Origin of the sequence: Methylobacillus sp. (assembly GCF_036844465.1) — a bacterium.
Taxonomy (GTDB): domain Bacteria; phylum Pseudomonadota; class Gammaproteobacteria; order Burkholderiales; family Methylophilaceae; genus Methylobacillus.
Map to the genome: position 1 here is coordinate 1 of NZ_DAIUFW010000002.1, position 16,913 is coordinate 16,913.

Sequence of the window (16,913 nt, forward strand, 5' to 3'; positions counted from 1 at the left end):
CAATGATAGTATGCTTCTCGCATGCGAAAGTAGGTCACCGCCAGACTTTTATTTAAAAGCCCGCTAGTTTTCTAGCGGGCTTTTTTCATTGTTTATCTACCTTTTTCTTTTTGATATTGCTTAAAGATAAAGAGATTATTAGGTAGATGTTACTTCGGCCACTTCTGTGCCAATTCAATCAGCAGAGCCAGATAGTTCTGTGCACCAGTGCTATTGGGCTGATGTCGAAATACATCAATCCCATATTCAGGGCTTTCTGCGACGGCGACATTCTCTGAGATCACTGTATCCAATAGATTCTGGCCAAAGAGTTCCCGGGCTTTTCTTTGTACTTCAAAGGTCATGCCGCGTCTGCGGTCGAAGCGAGTTAGTAAATAACGTCGCTCAATGGGGCGTTTGAGTACAGGTTCGATAGCAGCCAATGTATCTTCCACCTTTTTCGCTCCCCTGAGGGAAAGAAAGTCGGATGAGATGGGGACGATGATGAGGTCAGCTGCAAAAATGGCGTTGAGTGAGAGCGTGCCGAGATATGGACAGCAGTCAATCAAGGTATGGCGGCTCATATAGAGCTTGTCTGCGATGTCTAGGCCGTTCTTCAGTTTGTTCAGTACAGCCAGGCCTTTGCCGAAATTGGAATCTACCTTGATCAGTTCTTTGTGCGAGGGGATGAGATGTCCCAAGCCAGGCCATTCTGTTTCAAGGTGATAGAGCGGTTTATCATCCTGATAAAAACCAAACAGGCTTTGCTTTGCCGTTTCTGGAGGTTGACCCGAAATTTGCGTCAGGTGTGCCTGGGGATCCATATCGATCAGCAACGCCTCTTTCCCTGTGCGCTGTAATGCAGCAGCAAGGTTGAGGACGGTGGTGGTTTTTGCTACGCCACCTTTCTGGTTAAAAACTGCAATACGCGCCATAATATTTTTTGCTGATCCAGATAGTTTGCAGGACTCTGCACCATATTATCGAGGATCAAGCGTATGCTTGATCCAAGGATTTAAGGTATGAATGTCGTACTTATCATCATTTGAGGCAAATATTGATTAAGGAAATTCCATGAGTATTGAAGCAGTGGCAATCCTTGCAGGTGGGTGTTTCTGGTGCCTGGAGCCTGTATTTTCACAATTGCAGGGTGTGCGGCAAGTGGTGTCTGGTTATATTGGCGGGCGTGTTGCCAATCCTGTATACGAGGAGGTCTGTACCGGCCAGACTGGACATGCGGAAGCCATCAAGATTGTGTTTGAGCCTGATGTGATCAGCTATGAAGTGTTGTTGGAGATATTTTTTCTGGCCCATGATCCCACCACCTTGAATCGCCAGGGGCATGATGTGGGCACGCAGTACCGTTCGGCGGTGTTTTGCCAAAACGAGGAACAATGGCAGGTAGTGGGGCGGTTGCTGGCAAGGTTTAAGCAAGAAAAGGCTTTTATGGCGTCTATCGTGACAGAGGTGGTGATGGGCCGCGAGTTCTATCCCGCGGAGGATTATCACCAGCAATATTATGCCCAACACCCGAATCAGCCTTATTGCCTGGCTGTTGCTGCACCCAAAGTAGCAAAGATACGGGAAAAATATGCTGGACGAATCAAACCACAGGCGTGATCAATGTTTGCTGAGCCATTGGCGGCGCCAGAAGTGCAGGCCCATCACGATGGCAACCAATAGCATGATAGAGAGGGCAATCCAGAATCCCCAGTGGTTTTTTAATAGTGGCATGTTGTCGAAGTTCATGCCGAATATCCCGGAAATCAATGTTGGAGGCATGAACAACATGGTGACCACTGTCAGAATACGTACTTCTTTGTTGACCTGGTTGCTGATGCTGGAAAGGTAGATATCCAGCATGCCGGCCAGCAAGTCGCGCAATGACTCCAGGGATTCAATGAAATGAATGCTGTGATCGTAGACATCTCGTAAATAGAGGATAGTGTTGGCCTGGAAGAATTCGAATTCGTTGCGGATTAGGGTGTTGATGATTTCGCGCAACGGCCAGACCGCGCGGCGCAGATCCATGGTTTCGCGCTTGAGTTTGTGTATGCTTTGCAACACGGCGTCGGTGGGTTTATGCAGAAGTTGATCTTCGAGCTTTTCGCAATCATCGCTGATCAGCTCCAGCATGACGAAATACTTGTCTACGATCATATCGAGCAAGGCATAGGCCAGCACATCTGCCCCTGACTTGCGTAACAAACCCTTGTTGGCGCGCAGGCGCTCGCGTACAGGGTCGAATGAGCCAGTCGGGCGTTCCTGGAAGGAGAGGACGAAGCGGTCGCCCAGGATGATGCTGATTTGCTCTGAACTAACCTGCATTTGCCCAGGATCGTAAGTAAAGAAGCGTGTGACGAGATAGAGATAATTGTCATACATATCTACCTTGGGGCGCTGGTCAGTATTGAGGATGTCCTCCAATACCAATGGATGCAGCTTGAAGCGTTGGCCAATTTCAGCCATAAGCGCCGGGTCATGCAGGCCATGCACATTCAGCCACAAGATGTCATTGCCCGTCTCAGCGTCTAGCTCGCTGAGGGAGTGGAGGGGGCGCTCTTCGATATGCTCTGCGTTATAGCGGAACATGGACAGCGTGATGCTTGATGTCTTTACCTCACCGGTATGCACCAGGCTGCCAGGAGGCAATCCGGTTTTCTTGCTATGCGCATGACGCCGTTTCTTCATTCTTGACCAATCGAGAAAAGAAAATATGTCTTTGGAACAAGATTGTTTGCCGTGTAATCAAATAGTATTCAGAAGTGGCATTCAATACTTGCCGGGTTAGAATAGCAGATTACGAGACCATGCCCGAAATGGCATGACAAGTTTGACGGAGGAGAGATGCGTTTTTACTTGTTTGCAGGATTGTTAGGCCTGACTTTTAATCTGTTTGCGGCGGAAGCGGCGGTTGACACTGCTTTGGTAAGTTTGATCGAGGAAGATAGTTCTGAATGTCTTGCCAATGATGGATCGCTGATTATGCTCAAAAGCGAAGCAACGGAAACCGTTGTGGTATGGCTGGATCGCTGGTTCATGGGAGTGCAAACGGCAGACCATACCAAACATGTGATCAATCCGGGCGATGAGCCGATTGCGTTGGGATGCTCGCGGACGCGTGACAAGGAAAAGCAACATTGGACGATTGCCAGCGTCAGCGTCCAGGGGCACTAAAGCTTATGCCGATGTGGCGGTAACGCTCTGGCCCGGAGTGAAGAAAAAGCCGCCAGCTACATGGTGCAGGGTACGCAACTCATCCTGGCCATCAAAATGCCAGCGGCCATTGCTGAATACGCGGTTGTCAGCATAGGCAGCTACAACTTCTGCGACAAATAAATCATACGCCTGCTGGATATGCGGCTCGGGAATGATGCGGCATTCCAGCCAGGCGACACATCCCGTCAGCAACGGCGCCTCGATATGGGATGCGGCAAAAGTGGATAATTCCCATGCAGCAAACTTGTTATCAGCGTCTTGCCCCAGCAGTTCGCGTCCGGAACTTGAGCCTACCTTGACTACCATTTCCACTTGCGCCTGGCAGGGCACGTTGATGGCAAACGTACCGCTGGATTCCATCAGTTCGCGGGTATAAGTGTTTTTGTCGATCACGATGGCTACACGGGCCGGATTAAAATCCAGCGGCATGTTCCAGGCGGCCGCCATCACGTTGGTATGACCTTGATGTGCGGAAGTCACCAGCACGGTAGGGCCATGGTTGAGCAGGCGGTAGGCGGATTCGACGGGGACTGAGTTGATCATGTTGGCCTCTGCTCTGTAGGGGGAAAAGATGATGTGACGCAGACGTGAGCGGCCTGCGTCAGGAGTACAGCGTTATTTCCAGGCGTCGCGCAGTGTGACCGTACGGTTGAATATGGGCTGGCCGGGCTGACTATCCTTGCTGTCCGCGACGAAATAGCCATGGCGCTCAAACTGGAAAATTTCTTCCGGCTTGGCGTGTTTCAGGCCGGGCTCCAATTGAGCGGTAATGGTGCGCGCTGAATCAGGGTTGATGTCATCCAGATAGTTGCGGTCGCCTGCACCAGGGTGAGCATCTTTGAACAGACGGTCGTACATGCGTATCTCGGCGGCATAGGCATGCGCCGCGGAAACCCAGTGGATGTTGCCCTTGACCTTTACCGAGTCAGCGCCCGGCGTGCCGGATTTGGTGTCGGGCAGATATTCGCAATGCACTACAGTGACATTGCCATCGGCATCCTTCTCAAAACCAGTGCATTTGGCCACGTAGCCGTAGCGCAGGCGTACCATGTTGCCTGGGAACAGGCGGAAATAACCTTTGACCGGCTCTTCCATGAAGTCCTCGCGTTCGATCCAGAGTTCGCGCGACAGTGGCACAACACGATGGCCGAGTTCGGGCTTTTGCGGATGGTTGGGCGCGTGGCAATCCTCGGACTGGCCTTCAGGATAATTGTCGATGACCAGCTTGATCGGGTCGAGCACGGCGATGCGACGTTCCGCAGAAGCGTTGAGCACTTCGCGCATGCAGTCTTCAAGAATCGTGTATTCAATCCAGGAGTCGGCCTTGGAAACACCGATGCGCTCTGCGAACAGGCGGAAGCCTTCGGGTGCGTAGCCGCGGCGGCGCGCGCCAGCCAGCGTGGGCAGGCGTGGGTCGTCCCAGCCGGAGACATATTGTTTCTCCACCAATTCAATCAGTTTGCGCTTGGAGAGCACGACATAAGTAAGGTTGAGGCGGGCGAATTCGTATTGTTTGGGCAAGGGGTGCGCCAGCAGCCCACCTTCAGCCAGTCTTTCCAGCACCCAGTCATAGAATGGCCGCTGGTCCTCGAACTCCAGCGTACAGATGGAGTGGGTTACACCTTCGTAGGCATCTTCCACGGGATGGGCGAAGGTGTACATCGGGTAGATGCACCATTTGTCGCCGGTGTTGTGGTGGTGAGCGTGCTTGATGCGGTAAATGGCCGGGTCGCGCAGGTTGATGTTCGGCGATGCCATGTCGACCTTGGCGCGCAGGACCATGCTGCCGTCCGTGTGTTTGCCATCGCGCATTTCACGGAACAAGACCAGGTTTTCCGCCGCTGGGCGGTCACGCCAAGGGGAATTTTTGCCCGGCTCGGTCAGTGTGCCGCGGTTGATGCGCATTTCCTCGGCAGATTGCTGGTCGACATAGGCGTTGCCCGATTCGATCAGATATTCTGCGGCGCGGTACATAAAGTCGAAGTAATTGCTGGCGAAATACAAATGCGATTCACCAAACGCATCCCAGCTGAAACCTAGCCATTTGACGGCATCGGTAATGCTGTCGACATACTCTTGCTCTTCTTTTTCCGGGTTGGTGTCGTCGAAGCGCATATGGCATACACCGCCAAAATCACGCGCCAGGCCAAAGTTGAGGCAAATGCTCTTGGCATGCCCAATATGCAGGTAGCCATTGGGTTCGGGCGGGAAACGGGTGCGGATCTTCGCCGGGTCGGGCTCGCCGGCAGCTTGCTGTGCTGCATCGCCTGGCGCGCGTGCCCAGCGTCGGCTGGCGTAAGTGCCTTGTTCAAGGTCACGTTCGACAATATTACGGATGAAATTAGAGGCAGGTGCGACAGGAGTTTTTTCAGACATGGTGGCAATACGCAATTAATTTGCCGCTATTTTACACTGTGTCATTGTTTAGGGGGCGGGCTCCCGCCACACTGGCCAGATTATTCATTCTTCGCGCTGCTGCTTACGCTATACTGGCTCGCAATGAATAATCTGGTATTTCCGATATTGAGGCTGCTGGCAGATGGGCGTTTCCACTCCGGGGAGGATATTGCCCGCCAGTTTTCCGTCACTCGCGCTTCGGTCTGGAATGCCATGCAGGCGGCAGAAGCACTGGGTGTCGAGATATTTTCCGTGCGTGGCCGCGGCTATCGCCTGCCAGACCCGCTCCAGTTGCTGGATGGGCAGGCAGTGCTGAATGCCTTGCATGATCAGCGACAGCGCTTCAAGTTAGTGCTGTTTGACTCGATTGATTCTACCAATAGCTATCTGATGCAGCAGGCGGCTAACGGCGCGGCACATGGCACAGTGGCGGCTGCATTGTTGCAGACCAAAGGCCGAGGCCGCCGGGGACGAAGTTGGCAATCCTCATTGGGAGCCAGCCTGACCTTTTCATTATTGTGGCGCTTCCAGATGGGGGCGGCTGCCCTGTCAGGCTTGAGCCTGGCCGTCGGGCTGGCATTGGTACGCACCCTGCATGACTATGGCTTGCGCAGCGCTCAACTGAAATGGCCCAATGATATTCAGGTGAGGGAGCGCAAACTGGCGGGCATATTGATTGAATTGCAGGGGGATATGGATGGCCCCAGTGCGGCGGTGATTGGCGTGGGGCTGAATCTCAGGCTGCCTGCGGCCATGCGTGCGCAAATCGACCAGCCTGTCACAGATATGGCGAGCGACCTGCCGGTGAGCATCGACCCGAATGAGTTACTGGGAAGCCTGTTGCGGCAACTGGCGCGAGTGCTGGATGAGTTCGAGCAAGAGGGTTTTGGTGCCATGCGGGAAGAGTGGCAGGCGCATCACGCCTATCACGAGGAGGTGGTCAAGTTGCTGTTTCCTGATGGGCGTGAGCAATACAGCCGGGTTCACGGTGTCGCGGATGATGGTGTGTTGCTGGTGCAGCATGAGGGAGGCATCCAGCGCTTTTCCTCTGGTGAAATCAGTTTGCGGGGATGCGCTGCATGAATAGCTTGCTGGCAATTGATGCAGGCAATACCCGCACCAAGTGGGCAGTGCTGCATGGCGAAACCGGGGCGGTGTTGGCGCATGGAGTGCTTAGCGACGATACGATTCCAACTGCTTGGCAGCATTGTGACCGTGTTGCGGTAGCCAATGTGGCAGGAAAAGCGCAGCACGTTTTCCTGGAGCATCAGTTGAGAACCCTTGGTGTGCTGGTGCGCTGGCATACCAGTACGGTGCAGGCCGCGGGCCTGGTCAATGGTTATACGCAACCGGAACAACTGGGGGTGGACCGCTGGGCATCCATGGTTGCGGCCTGGCAATATTACCAACGTAGTTGCTTGGTCGTGAATGCGGGAACTGCATTGACGGTAGACATGATAGAGCAGACTGCAGCAGGGCAGGCGCGTTTTATTGGCGGCATCATCATGCCCGGCATGCGACTGATGCAGACCAGCATTGGCAATGCTGCAGCGGGGATTGTGCAGGGCAGCGGCGTGTTCCAGGATTTTCCGCTGAATACGCAGGATGCGGTCTACAGTGGCAGCCTGTATGCTTTGTCTGGTGCAGTGGATAACCTGCTGCAAGTGCTGGGCGAGCATTGTGGCCAGATCGTGCCCTGTATGCTGAGCGGCGGAGATGCCACTGCCTTGCTGCCATTGTTGCATAAGCATGTGCTGGCAAGAGAATATCATCTGGAACAGAACCTGGTGTTGCAGGGACTGTGGTATTTGGAAAGAGAATATTCATGAAATGGGTACTGGGAGGCTTGCTGATACTGAATCTCGGAGTCTGGGGCGGCGTGAGCTGGTATCAATCCCAGCAGGTACCCGGCCAGCATCTGCATGAGCCGCTGTCTGCCGACAAGATCAAATTGCTATCGCAAGAGGAAGTGGAGGCCTTGCCCAAGGTAAGCGAAACCGGAGAGGAACAACCGGAAGAGGCCTATGCATGCTATGAGTGGGGCAGTTTCTCCGCAGTAGGGTTGCAACGTGCGCAGGCGATATTGAGCCAGCATTCACTGATGGCTACGGTGCAGCAGAAAACCATCCAGGAAGCCTTGCGTTATTGGGTTTATATCCCGCCATTGCCTTCTGCGCAGGCGGCGCAAGACAGGCTGGCGGAGTTGAAGGCGCTTGGCGTGGAGGTGAGTATCATTATCCAGGAACCACCATGGCGTAATGCCATTTCACTGGGTGTCTTCAAGGATGAACGATTGGCGAATAAACTACTCGAACAATTGCAGCTCCAGGGAGTAAGGTCTGTACAGAAGGGCATCCGGAATCAGGAGCAGGGGCGCGCCAGTTTGCTGATCAATAATATGTCTGCCGAGATGGCAGCCGAATTGGGGAAGCAAGGCGCAAATTTCCCCGGTAGCGAACTCAAACAAGTTATTTGCCAATAGGAGTCGTCATGGGAGTTTTCAAGAATGTTTTAAAAAAGGTGGCGTTGGCTGCGGTAGTGATTGCAGGAAAGCGCATTTTGAACAAGGTAGTCTCCGATGTGATGGATGGTGACAAACAGCCGGCGGAAGAGAAGACGGTGGTGGTTACAGACAAGCCCAAGGCGGCATCTGGCAACCGGCGACGCGCATCGGCCAAGTCCAGGACGACAGGCAGTAGAACCACTGCTATAGCAAAAAAAGAAACTGAAACCGCGGCGGATGACAAACCCAAGAAGCCGGCCAAGCCGCGTTCTCGCAAACCACGTGCTGCTGCCAAGCCCAAAACGGCAGAAACCAAGGCAGTGGGAACTGAAAGCCAGGTTGACGCCGTAGCCGAGCAGCAGCCTGCTGCCATGGAAAATACCTCAAGTCCTGAAGTGGGTGCTGGCGAAGCAAGCAACCGTTAATTCTCGTATTGTTGAAGCAATGAAAAAACGGCGCTGATGCGCCGTTTTTGTTGTCAGGCTAATGCCGGTGCCGGGATACAAGACATTAACGTTTTTTAGGCGGCAGCATATCGGTGATGGTGCCTTCCTTGAGTTCTGCTGCAAAACAGATGGTTTCGGACAAGGTCGGGTGTGCATGGATGGTGAGGCCGAGATCATGCGCATCAGCGCCCATCTCGATGGCCAGCACCGCTTCTGCCAGCAGTTCACCCGCATTGACGCCGACGATACCGGCACCGATCACCCGGTGGGTTTCTTTGTCGAAAATCAGTTTGGTCGCGCCTTCAGTGCGGGCGATGGACAATGCGCGTCCGCTGGCAGCCCATGGGAAGGATGCTTTTTCAATCGCAAGTCCCTGCGCCTTGGCTTCCGTTTCCGTCACGCCGACCCAGGCGACTTCTGGATCTGTATAGGCCACAGAAGGGATGACCATGGCCTGGAACTCGACCTTATGACCGGCGATGACTTCTGCAGCGACCTTGGCTTCATGCGTCGCCTTGTGCGCGAGCATAGGCTGACCGACGATGTCGCCGATCGCGAAGATATGCGGCACGTTGGTGCGCATCTGCTTGTCCACGTTGATGAAGCCGCGCTCATCCACGGCAACACCAGCATTTTCCGCGCCGATGTTCTTGCCGTTGGGACGGCGGCCGATGGAGACCAGCACGCGGTCATAGACCTGGGTTCCTGCGGGCGCATTCGCACCTTCAAAGCTGACATGGATGCCGTCCGGCTTGGCTTCCATGCTGGCGACCTTGGTTGAGAGCATGATGCTCTCGAAACGCTTTTCCATGCGCTTATGCAAAGGGCGGATCAGGTCGCGGTCAGCGCCAGGGATCAGGCCATCCATGAATTCGACCACGCTGACCTTGCTGCCGAGTGCGTCATAGACAGTACCCATTTCCAGGCCGATAATGCCGCCGCCGATGACCAGCAGGCGCTTGGGCACATCTGCCAGCGCGAGAGCGGAGGTGGAGTCCAGGATGCGGTCATCATCGGGTGCGCCGGGGAATTTGGTAGCCTGGGAGCCTGCAGCAATGATGGCATTTTGGAAACCGACTGTCGTGACTTTGCCATCAGCAGCAGTGACGGCGATCTGGTTGGGGCTGGTAAACTTACCCACCCCCTGCACCACGGTCACGCCACGTTGTTTGGCCATCTGCGCCAGGCCGCCGGTAAGTTTGCCCACGACTTCGTTGGCTTTCCAAGTGCGTAGTTGTTCCAGGTCGATTTCCGGCTTGCCGAAACTCACACCATGATGGCTGGTTTCTTCGGCCTCGGTGATTACCTTGGCGGTATGCAGCAATGCCTTGGAGGGAATGCAGCCTACGTTGAGGCAGACGCCGCCCAAGGTCGAGTAGCGTTCAATGAGCACGACCTGTTTGCCGAGGTCGGCAGCGCGGAAAGCGGCGGTATAACCGCCAGGGCCGGAACCAAGCACCACGACTTCAGCATTGATATCGGCATCGCCAGTTGCGACTGCGGGCGTTGGGGCGGGAGTGGCAGGCTTGACTGCTTCTGGCGCAGGTGCGGTGGCCGGAGTATCCATTGCTGACGTAGTGGCTGGCGCGTTATCAGCGGCACTTTCTTCAACCAACAGGATCAACGAACCCTTGGCGACCTTGTCGCCAACCTTGACCTTGATTTCCTTGACCACGCCAGCATGGGAGGAGGGGATATCCATGGAGGCTTTGTCGGATTCCAGGGTAATCAAGGCATCTTCCTTGGCAATCGTGTCGCCGGGTTGAACCAGGACCTCGATCACATCCACACTATCAAAATTGCCGATGTCCGGGACGAGTACTTCAGAGATTTTGCTCATATCTAACCTTCAATATTCTTACAGTAACAAGCGGCGGACATCAGACAACAGCATGCGCATGTGGCTGGTGAAACGGGCGCCGTCGGCACCATCGATCACGCGATGATCGTAAGACAGGGAAAGCGGCAGCATCAGGCGCGGCTCGAATTCCTTGGTCTTGCTGTTGAAGATCGGCTGGATACTGGAGCGAGAAACGCCGAGGATGGCGACTTCAGGGCAATTGATGATGGGGGTAAACGCAGTGCCGCCGATACCGCCCAGGCTGGAAATGGTGAAGCAGCCGCCCTGCATTTCCTCAACCTTCAATTTGCGCTCGCGCGCCTTGGCTGACAGCTCGCCCAATTCCGCGGCGATTTCGAGCACGTCCTTGCGGTTGACGTCGCGGATCACTGGCACAACCAGACCGTCAGGCGTGTCGCAGGCGAAGCCGACGTTGTAATACTGTTTGAGGATCAGGTTCTCGCCGTCGGCAGAGAGGGAGGCATTGAAGCTGGGGTAGGCGCGCAAGGCATTGACCGAAGCCTTGATCAGGAAGGCCAGCATGGTGAGCTTGACACCGCGTTTCTCGGCTTCTGCCTGCATGGATTTGCGGAAATCCTCCAGGTCGGTGATGTCGGCTTCGTCAAACTGCGTGACGTGCGGCGCGGTCACCCAGTTGCGGTGCAGATTGGCGCCGGAGAGTTTATTGATGCGCGATAACGGCTTGGTTTCGGTTTCACCATATTGGCTGAAATCGATGACTGGTGCTGGAATCACGGCCAAGCCGCCTGCGCCGGTAGCTACCCCGCCAGTGCGTGGTTTGCTCAGTTCGCCCTTGACGTAAGCCTGCACGTCTTCCTGCAGGATGCGGTTCTTGGGGCCGCTGGCGGTGACCAGCGCTAGGTTGACGCCCAGTTCGCGCGCGAACTTGCGAATTGATGGGCTAGCGTGTGCCAGTTTGCCCGGAGCGCTTTCCACATTGGCAGCAATCGGGTTCGGAGTGGACTGTGGCAGTATGGGCTGTGGAGGAGGTGGCGCCGGACGACTGGCTTCTGGTGCTGGCGCAGCGGCCGCAACAGGCGCAGGCTTGGCCTCTTCCTTGGGTGCTGCGGCAGGAGTTGGAGCGGTTGTGCCGGCATTTTCCTCGGCATCCAGGGTCAGAATGAGCGTGCCCTGGGCTACCTTGTCGCCAACCTTGATCTTGACTTCCTTGACGGTGCCTGCGAATGGCGCAGGAATATCCATGGATGCCTTGTCGGACTCCAGCGTAATCAGCGAATCGTCCTGGGCAATCGTATCGCCAGGCTGAACCAGGACTTCGATGACATCTACGCTGTCGAAGTTGCCGATATCGGGAACGAGTACGTCTTTAATGGCCATGCTTGTATGTTCCTTAAAATGTATCTTTTTTCAGATATGCATTTGCGCGAAACGCCCACATGGAACAAGCCGGGGCGTTGTACGTGCGAGTGGCCGCCAGACACAACTGACGGCCTGCCAACCACTTAAACCGTTGCAGGGTTTGGTTTGTCGGCGTTGAGGTTATATTTCTTGACAGCTTCTGCGGCCTTGCTTGCAGGCAGTGTGCCTTCATCTGCCAGAGCCTTCAATGTTGCCAGCACTACGTGATAGCGATCGACTTCAAAGAAATTGCGCAAAGCCTCGCGGGAGTCGGAGCGGCCATAACCATCGGTGCCCAGCGCGACATAACGCTGCGGGATGAAGTTGCGGATCTGGTCGGCAAAAGTCTTCATATAGTCGGTAGACGCAATCACGGGGCCTTCAGCCTGCTTGAGTAGTTGGGTGACATAGCTTTCCTGTTGCGGTTTTTCAGGGTTGAGCATATTCCAGCGCTCCACCGCCAGGCCTTCGCGGCGCAGCTCGGTAAAGCTGGTGACGCTCCAAATATCAGCGGCAACGCCCCAATCCTTTTCCAGCAAGTCGGCTGCCGCGATGACTTCGCGCAGGATGACGCCGCTGCCCAGCAATTGCACCTTGGGGCCCTTGGCCTTGGACTTGCTGAATTGGTACATACCCTTGAGTATGCCTTCCTCGGCACCCTTGGGCATGTCGGGATGGGTGTAGTTTTCGTTCATCAGGGTAATGTAGTAATACACATCTTCCTGGTTCTGTACCATGCGGCGCAGGCCTTCCTGAATGACGACTGCCAGCTCGTAGGCGAAGGTCGGATCATAGGAGACGCAGTTCGGGATGGTGGAGGACATCAGGTGGCTGTGACCATCTTCGTGTTGCAATCCTTCGCCGTTCAACGTGGTGCGGCCAGCGGTCGCGCCAAGCAGGAAGCCGCGCGCGCGGCTGTCGCCAGCTGCCCAGGCCAGATCGCCGATGCGCTGGAAGCCGAACATGGAGTAGAAAATGTAGAACGGAATCATCTGCACGCCAGTGACACTGTAAGATGTTGCGGCAGCCAGCCAGGAGGAGAATGAACCGGCTTCGTTGATGCCTTCTTCCAGGATCTGTCCACTTTGTGATTCCTTGTAGAACATAACCTGATCGGCATCCTGCGGCTCATAAAGTTGGCCAACAGAAGAGTAGATGCCCAGCTGGCGGAACATGCCTTCCATACCGAAAGTACGAGCTTCATCCGGCACGATAGGCACGATGAACTTGCCGAGTTGCTTATCGCGCAACAGTGTGGACAAGATACGGACAAATGCCATGGTCGTGGAAATTTCACGCTCACCGGTAGCAACCAGCATGTTCTCGAATGTGGACAGTTCAGGAACTGTCAATTCATTACCCTTGCGGCGGCGTACTGGCAGATAACCACCCATGGCCTGACGGCGCGCGTGCAGGTACTGCATTTCCGGGCTGTCATCGGCAGGACGGTAGAAGCTAAGGTTTTCTACTTGCTCGTCAGTCAATGGCAGGTCGAAGCGGTCACGGAATTTCTTGAGCGTTTCTACACTCATGCTCTTCTGTTGGTGGGTGGTGTTCTGGCCTTCGCCCTCCTCCCCCATGCCATAACCCTTGACGGTTTTCGCCAGAACCACGGTAGGCTGTCCCTTATGGTTCACTGCAGCGTGGTAGGCGGCGTAAACCTTGTGCGGATCATGGCCGCCGCGATTGAGGCGCCAGATGTCTTCGTCGGACATGGCGGCAACCATTTCCTTGAGTTCGGGATATTTGCCGAAGAAATGCTCGCGTGTGTAAGCGCCACCCTTTTGCTTGAAGTTCTGGTATTCACCATCCACGCACTCTTCCATGCGTTTTTTGAGCAGGCCATCCTTGTCCATGGCAAGCAATGGATCCCAGTAGGAACCCCACAATACCTTGATCACATTCCAGCCTGAGCCGCGGAAGGCAGCCTCAAATTCCTGGATAACCTTGCTGTTGCCGCGCACCGGGCCATCCAGGCGCTGCAGGTTACAGTTGATGACGAAAATCAGGTTGTCGAGTTTTTCACGTGCAGCCAGGGAGATGGCGCCCATGGATTCCGGCTCGTCCATTTCACCATCACCGCAGAACACCCAGACCTTGCGGTCGGCAGTATCGGCAATGCCACGGTTATGCAGGTATTTGAGGAAACGAGCCTGATAGATGCCGGCAATTGGTCCCAGGCCCATGGAAACGGTCGGGAACTGCCAGAAGTCAGGCATCAGCCATGGGTGAGGATAGGAAGATAGTCCCTTGCCCTCTGTTTCCAGACGGAAATGCGACATTTGCTCTTCAGTCAGTCGGCCTTCCAGGAAGGCGCGCGCATAGATGCCGGGCGAGGAGTGACCTTGGAAATAGATCAGGTCGCCGCCAAAGTTTTCATTGGCAGCACGGAAGAAATGGTTGAAACCGATGTCATACAGGGTTGCAGCTGACTGGAAGCTTGCAATATGGCCACCGACGCCAGGAGATTTTTCGTTGGCGCGCAATACTGTCATGATGGCATTCCAGCGAATCAGCGCACGGATTTTACGCTCCATGGCAGAATCACCTGGATGCTTGACCTGCAGATGAACCGGGATGGTGTTTACATAAGCCGTGGTTGCGTTATACGGTAAATAGGCGCCTGAGCGACGAGCCTTGTCGATCAGTGTTTCCAGCAGGAAGTGCGCGCGCTCGGTACCTTCATTCTCAAGTACCGATGAGATGGCATCAAGCCATTCCTGGGTCTCTTGAGGGTCGAGGTCGGGGGTCAATGCCATGTAGGATTCTCCGGGAAACTTATAAAATACGCTTGAGTAGCATCGGCCTGATACTGCATCAGGCCGAGGTGTGTTGTTAGGGCTTGAGGCCTTGTTTGAAGGCGATATATTGGCTTTTTTGCCAGGACAGGTCAAGTTTTGTTGCTTGAGCCAATGCATGAAGGCCGTAGTCTAAACTGCTAAAAACAAGAGGAAACTTAACGATGGGGGTTAATGGAAAAATGGCAGTTCTGAACCGCGGTTTGCCATGATGCATACGGAAGAAGTGGTGTTGAATCCGGCTGAAGTAGAGCTGAGTGCTGTGAGAGCGCAAGGCGCGGGCGGGCAGAATGTCAACAAGGTATCCAGTGCGATACACCTGCGTTATGACATCCGGGCTTCTTCGTTGCCCGAGCATGTCAAGGCCAGGTTGCTGCGCTTGCGCGACCACCGGGTGACACGGGAGGGCGTTATTATCATCAAGGCGCAGACTCACCGAAGCCAGGAGCTTAACCGCGCAGAGGCCTTGCAGCGTTTGCAGGAGTTGGTGAATAGTGCGGCAGTGGTGCCCAAGGTGCGTAAGCCGACCAGACCGGGCTTGGGAGCGCAGCGCCGCCGTCTTGATGAAAAGCGCAGGCATGGCGTCATCAAGGCTTTGCGCCGTGGCTTGCCAGGCGAATAGCCGACTTACTTATCGGTATGGTTGAACGGCTGGAAAGAGCGCAGGGATTTGCGCCAGCGCGTGACCTTGCGGGTGGCCCAGCGCCACAGCCAGCCGTCGGCAATTTCCCGGCCATTGATAATCCAGGTCAAGGTCTTGTGATTGCTGAGGGTGATCGGCTGCGCGGATTTGGCATTGGGGGTGCCGCAGAAGAGGATGCGATCACCCACACGTAGCGGAGTATGGTTTTCCGGCAGGAGTTCATATTTGCCGCTACGCAGCAGCATCAATGGCACCAGGCCCAGCTTTTCCGTGCGATTGCCTGGGTCGCGCGTGATGGATTCCAGCGTGACCGGCAAGCCCCAGGCAATCAGATTGGCCACAGCGGGGCTATGCTCTGCATCGACGGTCACCCCCCATGCTTCCGGAACATGCTCGCCTACTACTTCGACCATGCGGCTGATCAGCTGGTTGGCCCAGTTATTGTCCTGCGTGCGAACTAGCTCGAGGAAGTGCGTCATGAGCGGCGTGATCATGCGTGCCAGGCACTCATGCGCAATGATGGCGCTGGGGTCCATGGAAATGTCGGCGTTGAAATGGTCGAACAAAGGTTCGTTGAAGCGGCGGTTCTTGCGGACGACGACAAACAGAGCGGGATTGATTTTATGCGCCGTCATCACAATGGACAGGTTGTTGATGTCATTGTTGGTGCCGGCCACGATACCCACGGCTTCCTCCACGCCGGCTTCCATCAAGGTGCCGGCTTCGGTGCCGCTGCCGATGATGCATTGGTCGCAATGGGTGAGTTCGGGTTCTGCCTCGATGATGACGGTGGAGATCTGCTCGCGTTCCAGGTTTTCAACGACAGCCTTGCCGAAGCGGCCATAGCCACACACGATCCACTTGCCTATAGGAGGCACCGGGGGCAGGGAGAGGGATTCTCCCGGCACGCCGGTGAGCCATTGGTGCAGCAGGTAAGTCCCGATGGCATGCACTTCCATCCCCAGCTGGTCGCCAAACAGCGTGTAGGGGTTGAGGATATGGTCGGTGCCGAACGAAGCCATATTGGCTGCTACATCGTCATCTTCCGCACGTGCCAGCACCATCAGGTTGGGGTTCAGCAGCTTTGCCGCGACTGCAATCGCCAGATTGACATGATCGTCATCAGTCAGGGCTGCAATGCCGTGGCACATGGGATGACGCACGCCGGCGCGTAGTAGGGTATCGGGCATCTTGGCGTCGGAGCAAAGTACCGGGATGTCGAACTGGTAGTCTTCAAGCTCCAGGTCGTTGACACGGTCCTGGTCGATTTCCGTGACGACCACGCGTATCCCCTTGTGATCCAGTGCCTTGACCAGCAAGCTGCCCGCCTCGCCATAGCCGGAGACGATAAAGAATGGTTCATGCAGGTTATCGACGGTGCGAGCAAAGCTGCTGGTAGTGATTGCCTGCTTGAGCGCGGGATCCTGAAACAGGGAAATAATTTTACCAATGGCATACAACCAGGGGATGACGGTGAAATAGATGGAAAACGTCATCCACAGGCGCTGGGCGTTGCTATAGGCAAAAGGAACCTCGCCGAAGCCGATGGTGGTAGCGGTATAGCTGATGACATAGAACGCCTCGAACAAGCTCATATGCCAAGGATTACCCTGATCATCCACGCCGGGCATCAGGGTCAGGCCTGCAATGGCGATGGTATAGCAGACGATAACCGTGATCAGCGGCGCGCGCATGCGCCGCAGGATCA

15 protein-coding genes are annotated in these 16,913 nt (G+C 55.1%); 7 read left to right on the forward strand and 8 right to left on the reverse strand.

Annotation, left to right across the window (positions count from 1 at the left end):
• Positions 1 to 149: 149 nt before the first annotated feature.
• Entirely contained in the window at positions 150 to 914 is a 765-nt protein-coding gene (locus V7Z75_RS02300) for a ParA family protein (protein ID WP_334106899.1), read from the reverse strand.
• Positions 915 to 1,053: 139 nt separating this feature from the next.
• Here V7Z75_RS02300 and msrA point away from each other — a divergent pair, with 139 nt between their 5' ends.
• Positions 1,054 to 1,599, forward strand: coding sequence for a peptide-methionine (S)-S-oxide reductase MsrA (gene msrA, locus V7Z75_RS02305; RefSeq protein ID WP_334106900.1), 546 nt, complete (start codon positions 1,054 to 1,056; stop codon positions 1,597 to 1,599).
• On the opposite strand, the gene corA is transcribed toward msrA, so the two are convergent.
• Positions 1,600 to 2,670, reverse strand: coding sequence for a magnesium/cobalt transporter CorA (gene corA / locus V7Z75_RS02310; RefSeq protein ID WP_334106903.1), 1,071 nt, complete (start codon positions 2,668 to 2,670; stop codon positions 1,600 to 1,602).
• A gap of 156 nt (positions 2,671 to 2,826) precedes the next feature.
• On the opposite strand from corA, the gene V7Z75_RS02315 reads away from it, so the two are divergent.
• Positions 2,827 to 3,156: a hypothetical protein gene (locus V7Z75_RS02315; RefSeq protein WP_334106905.1), complete on the forward strand. Its 330-nt coding sequence runs from the start codon at positions 2,827 to 2,829 to the stop codon at positions 3,154 to 3,156.
• A 3-nt stretch (positions 3,157 to 3,159) separates the two neighbouring features.
• On the opposite strand, the gene V7Z75_RS02320 is transcribed toward V7Z75_RS02315, so the two are convergent.
• Both V7Z75_RS02320 and V7Z75_RS02325 read right to left on the reverse strand, forming a co-directional pair.
• A complete protein-coding gene (locus tag V7Z75_RS02320) occupies positions 3,160 to 3,741 on the reverse strand; it encodes a flavin reductase family protein (protein ID WP_334106906.1) in 582 nt (193 codons plus the stop codon).
• A 72-nt stretch (positions 3,742 to 3,813) separates the two neighbouring features.
• Positions 3,814 to 5,574, reverse strand: coding sequence for a glutamine--tRNA ligase/YqeY domain fusion protein (locus tag V7Z75_RS02325; protein ID WP_334106907.1), 1,761 nt, complete (start codon positions 5,572 to 5,574; stop codon positions 3,814 to 3,816).
• Between the two features lie 123 nt (positions 5,575 to 5,697).
• Between V7Z75_RS02325 and V7Z75_RS02330 the strand changes: the two genes are divergently transcribed.
• Genes V7Z75_RS02330 through V7Z75_RS02345 form a run of 4 tightly spaced genes read left to right on the forward strand, consistent with a single transcriptional unit; the run spans position 5,698 to position 8,523 of the window.
• Positions 5,698 to 6,678: a biotin--[acetyl-CoA-carboxylase] ligase gene (locus V7Z75_RS02330; RefSeq protein ID WP_334106909.1), complete on the forward strand. Its 981-nt coding sequence runs from the start codon at positions 5,698 to 5,700 to the stop codon at positions 6,676 to 6,678.
• Positions 6,675 to 7,424 carry a type III pantothenate kinase gene (locus V7Z75_RS02335; RefSeq protein WP_334106911.1) on the forward strand — a complete coding sequence of 250 codons (750 nt, stop codon included), beginning with the start codon at positions 6,675 to 6,677 and terminating at the stop codon, positions 7,422 to 7,424. The genes V7Z75_RS02330 and V7Z75_RS02335 overlap by 4 nt, the downstream gene beginning before the upstream one ends.
• Positions 7,421 to 8,077: an SPOR domain-containing protein gene (locus V7Z75_RS02340; RefSeq protein ID WP_334106913.1), complete on the forward strand. Its 657-nt coding sequence runs from the start codon at positions 7,421 to 7,423 to the stop codon at positions 8,075 to 8,077. Before V7Z75_RS02335 ends, V7Z75_RS02340 begins: the two co-directional genes overlap by 4 nt.
• 8 nt (positions 8,078 to 8,085) lie before the next feature.
• Entirely contained in the window at positions 8,086 to 8,523 is a 438-nt protein-coding gene (locus V7Z75_RS02345; protein ID WP_334106915.1) for a hypothetical protein, read from the forward strand.
• An 85-nt stretch (positions 8,524 to 8,608) separates the two neighbouring features.
• Here V7Z75_RS02345 and lpdA read toward each other — a convergent pair whose 3' ends face one another.
• The 3 genes from lpdA to aceE all read right to left on the reverse strand — a co-directional run bounded on the left by lpdA (position 8,609) and on the right by aceE (position 14,523).
• The gene (lpdA, locus tag V7Z75_RS02350; protein ID WP_334106916.1) at positions 8,609 to 10,384 is read right to left on the reverse strand and encodes a dihydrolipoyl dehydrogenase; all 1,776 of its coding nucleotides are present in this window, start codon (positions 10,382 to 10,384) and stop codon (positions 8,609 to 8,611) included.
• Positions 10,385 to 10,402: 18 nt separating this feature from the next.
• The gene (gene aceF / locus V7Z75_RS02355; protein WP_334106917.1) at positions 10,403 to 11,743 is read right to left on the reverse strand and encodes a dihydrolipoyllysine-residue acetyltransferase; all 1,341 of its coding nucleotides are present in this window, start codon (positions 11,741 to 11,743) and stop codon (positions 10,403 to 10,405) included.
• A 125-nt stretch (positions 11,744 to 11,868) separates the two neighbouring features.
• The gene (aceE, locus tag V7Z75_RS02360) at positions 11,869 to 14,523 is read right to left on the reverse strand and encodes a pyruvate dehydrogenase (acetyl-transferring), homodimeric type (protein WP_334106918.1); all 2,655 of its coding nucleotides are present in this window, start codon (positions 14,521 to 14,523) and stop codon (positions 11,869 to 11,871) included.
• Positions 14,524 to 14,770: 247 nt separating this feature from the next.
• Between aceE and arfB the strand changes: the two genes are divergently transcribed.
• The gene (arfB, locus tag V7Z75_RS02365) at positions 14,771 to 15,184 is read left to right on the forward strand and encodes an alternative ribosome rescue aminoacyl-tRNA hydrolase ArfB (RefSeq protein ID WP_334106920.1); all 414 of its coding nucleotides are present in this window, start codon (positions 14,771 to 14,773) and stop codon (positions 15,182 to 15,184) included.
• Positions 15,185 to 15,189: 5 nt separating this feature from the next.
• On the opposite strand, the gene V7Z75_RS02370 is transcribed toward arfB, so the two are convergent.
• The gene (locus tag V7Z75_RS02370) at positions 15,190 to 16,899 is read right to left on the reverse strand and encodes a potassium channel family protein (protein WP_334107376.1); all 1,710 of its coding nucleotides are present in this window, start codon (positions 16,897 to 16,899) and stop codon (positions 15,190 to 15,192) included.
• Positions 16,900 to 16,913 lie beyond the last annotated feature (14 nt).

Excerpts from the sequence above, each read along its gene's own strand:
- V7Z75_RS02300 (WP_334106899.1), bottom strand. The coding sequence starts at position 914 with ATGGCGCGTATTGCAGTTTTTAACCAGAAAGGTGGCGTAGCAAAAACC.
- msrA (WP_334106900.1), top strand. The coding sequence starts at position 1,054 with ATGAGTATTGAAGCAGTGGCAATCCTTGCAGGTGGGTGTTTCTGGTGC.
- corA (WP_334106903.1), bottom strand. The coding sequence starts at position 2,670 with ATGAAGAAACGGCGTCATGCGCATAGCAAGAAAACCGGATTGCCTCCT.
- V7Z75_RS02315 (WP_334106905.1), top strand. The coding sequence starts at position 2,827 with ATGCGTTTTTACTTGTTTGCAGGATTGTTAGGCCTGACTTTTAATCTG.
- V7Z75_RS02320 (WP_334106906.1), bottom strand. The coding sequence starts at position 3,741 with ATGATCAACTCAGTCCCCGTCGAATCCGCCTACCGCCTGCTCAACCAT.
- V7Z75_RS02325 (WP_334106907.1), bottom strand. The coding sequence starts at position 5,574 with ATGTCTGAAAAAACTCCTGTCGCACCTGCCTCTAATTTCATCCGTAAT.
- V7Z75_RS02330 (WP_334106909.1), top strand. The coding sequence starts at position 5,698 with ATGAATAATCTGGTATTTCCGATATTGAGGCTGCTGGCAGATGGGCGT.
- V7Z75_RS02335 (WP_334106911.1), top strand. The coding sequence starts at position 6,675 with ATGAATAGCTTGCTGGCAATTGATGCAGGCAATACCCGCACCAAGTGG.
- V7Z75_RS02340 (WP_334106913.1), top strand. The coding sequence starts at position 7,421 with ATGAAATGGGTACTGGGAGGCTTGCTGATACTGAATCTCGGAGTCTGG.
- V7Z75_RS02345 (WP_334106915.1), top strand. The coding sequence starts at position 8,086 with ATGGGAGTTTTCAAGAATGTTTTAAAAAAGGTGGCGTTGGCTGCGGTA.
- lpdA (WP_334106916.1), bottom strand. The coding sequence starts at position 10,384 with ATGAGCAAAATCTCTGAAGTACTCGTCCCGGACATCGGCAATTTTGAT.
- aceF (WP_334106917.1), bottom strand. The coding sequence starts at position 11,743 with ATGGCCATTAAAGACGTACTCGTTCCCGATATCGGCAACTTCGACAGC.
- aceE (WP_334106918.1), bottom strand. The coding sequence starts at position 14,523 with ATGGCATTGACCCCCGACCTCGACCCTCAAGAGACCCAGGAATGGCTT.
- arfB (WP_334106920.1), top strand. The coding sequence starts at position 14,771 with ATGATGCATACGGAAGAAGTGGTGTTGAATCCGGCTGAAGTAGAGCTG.
- V7Z75_RS02370 (WP_334107376.1), bottom strand. The coding sequence starts at position 16,899 with ATGCGCGCGCCGCTGATCACGGTTATCGTCTGCTATACCATCGCCATT.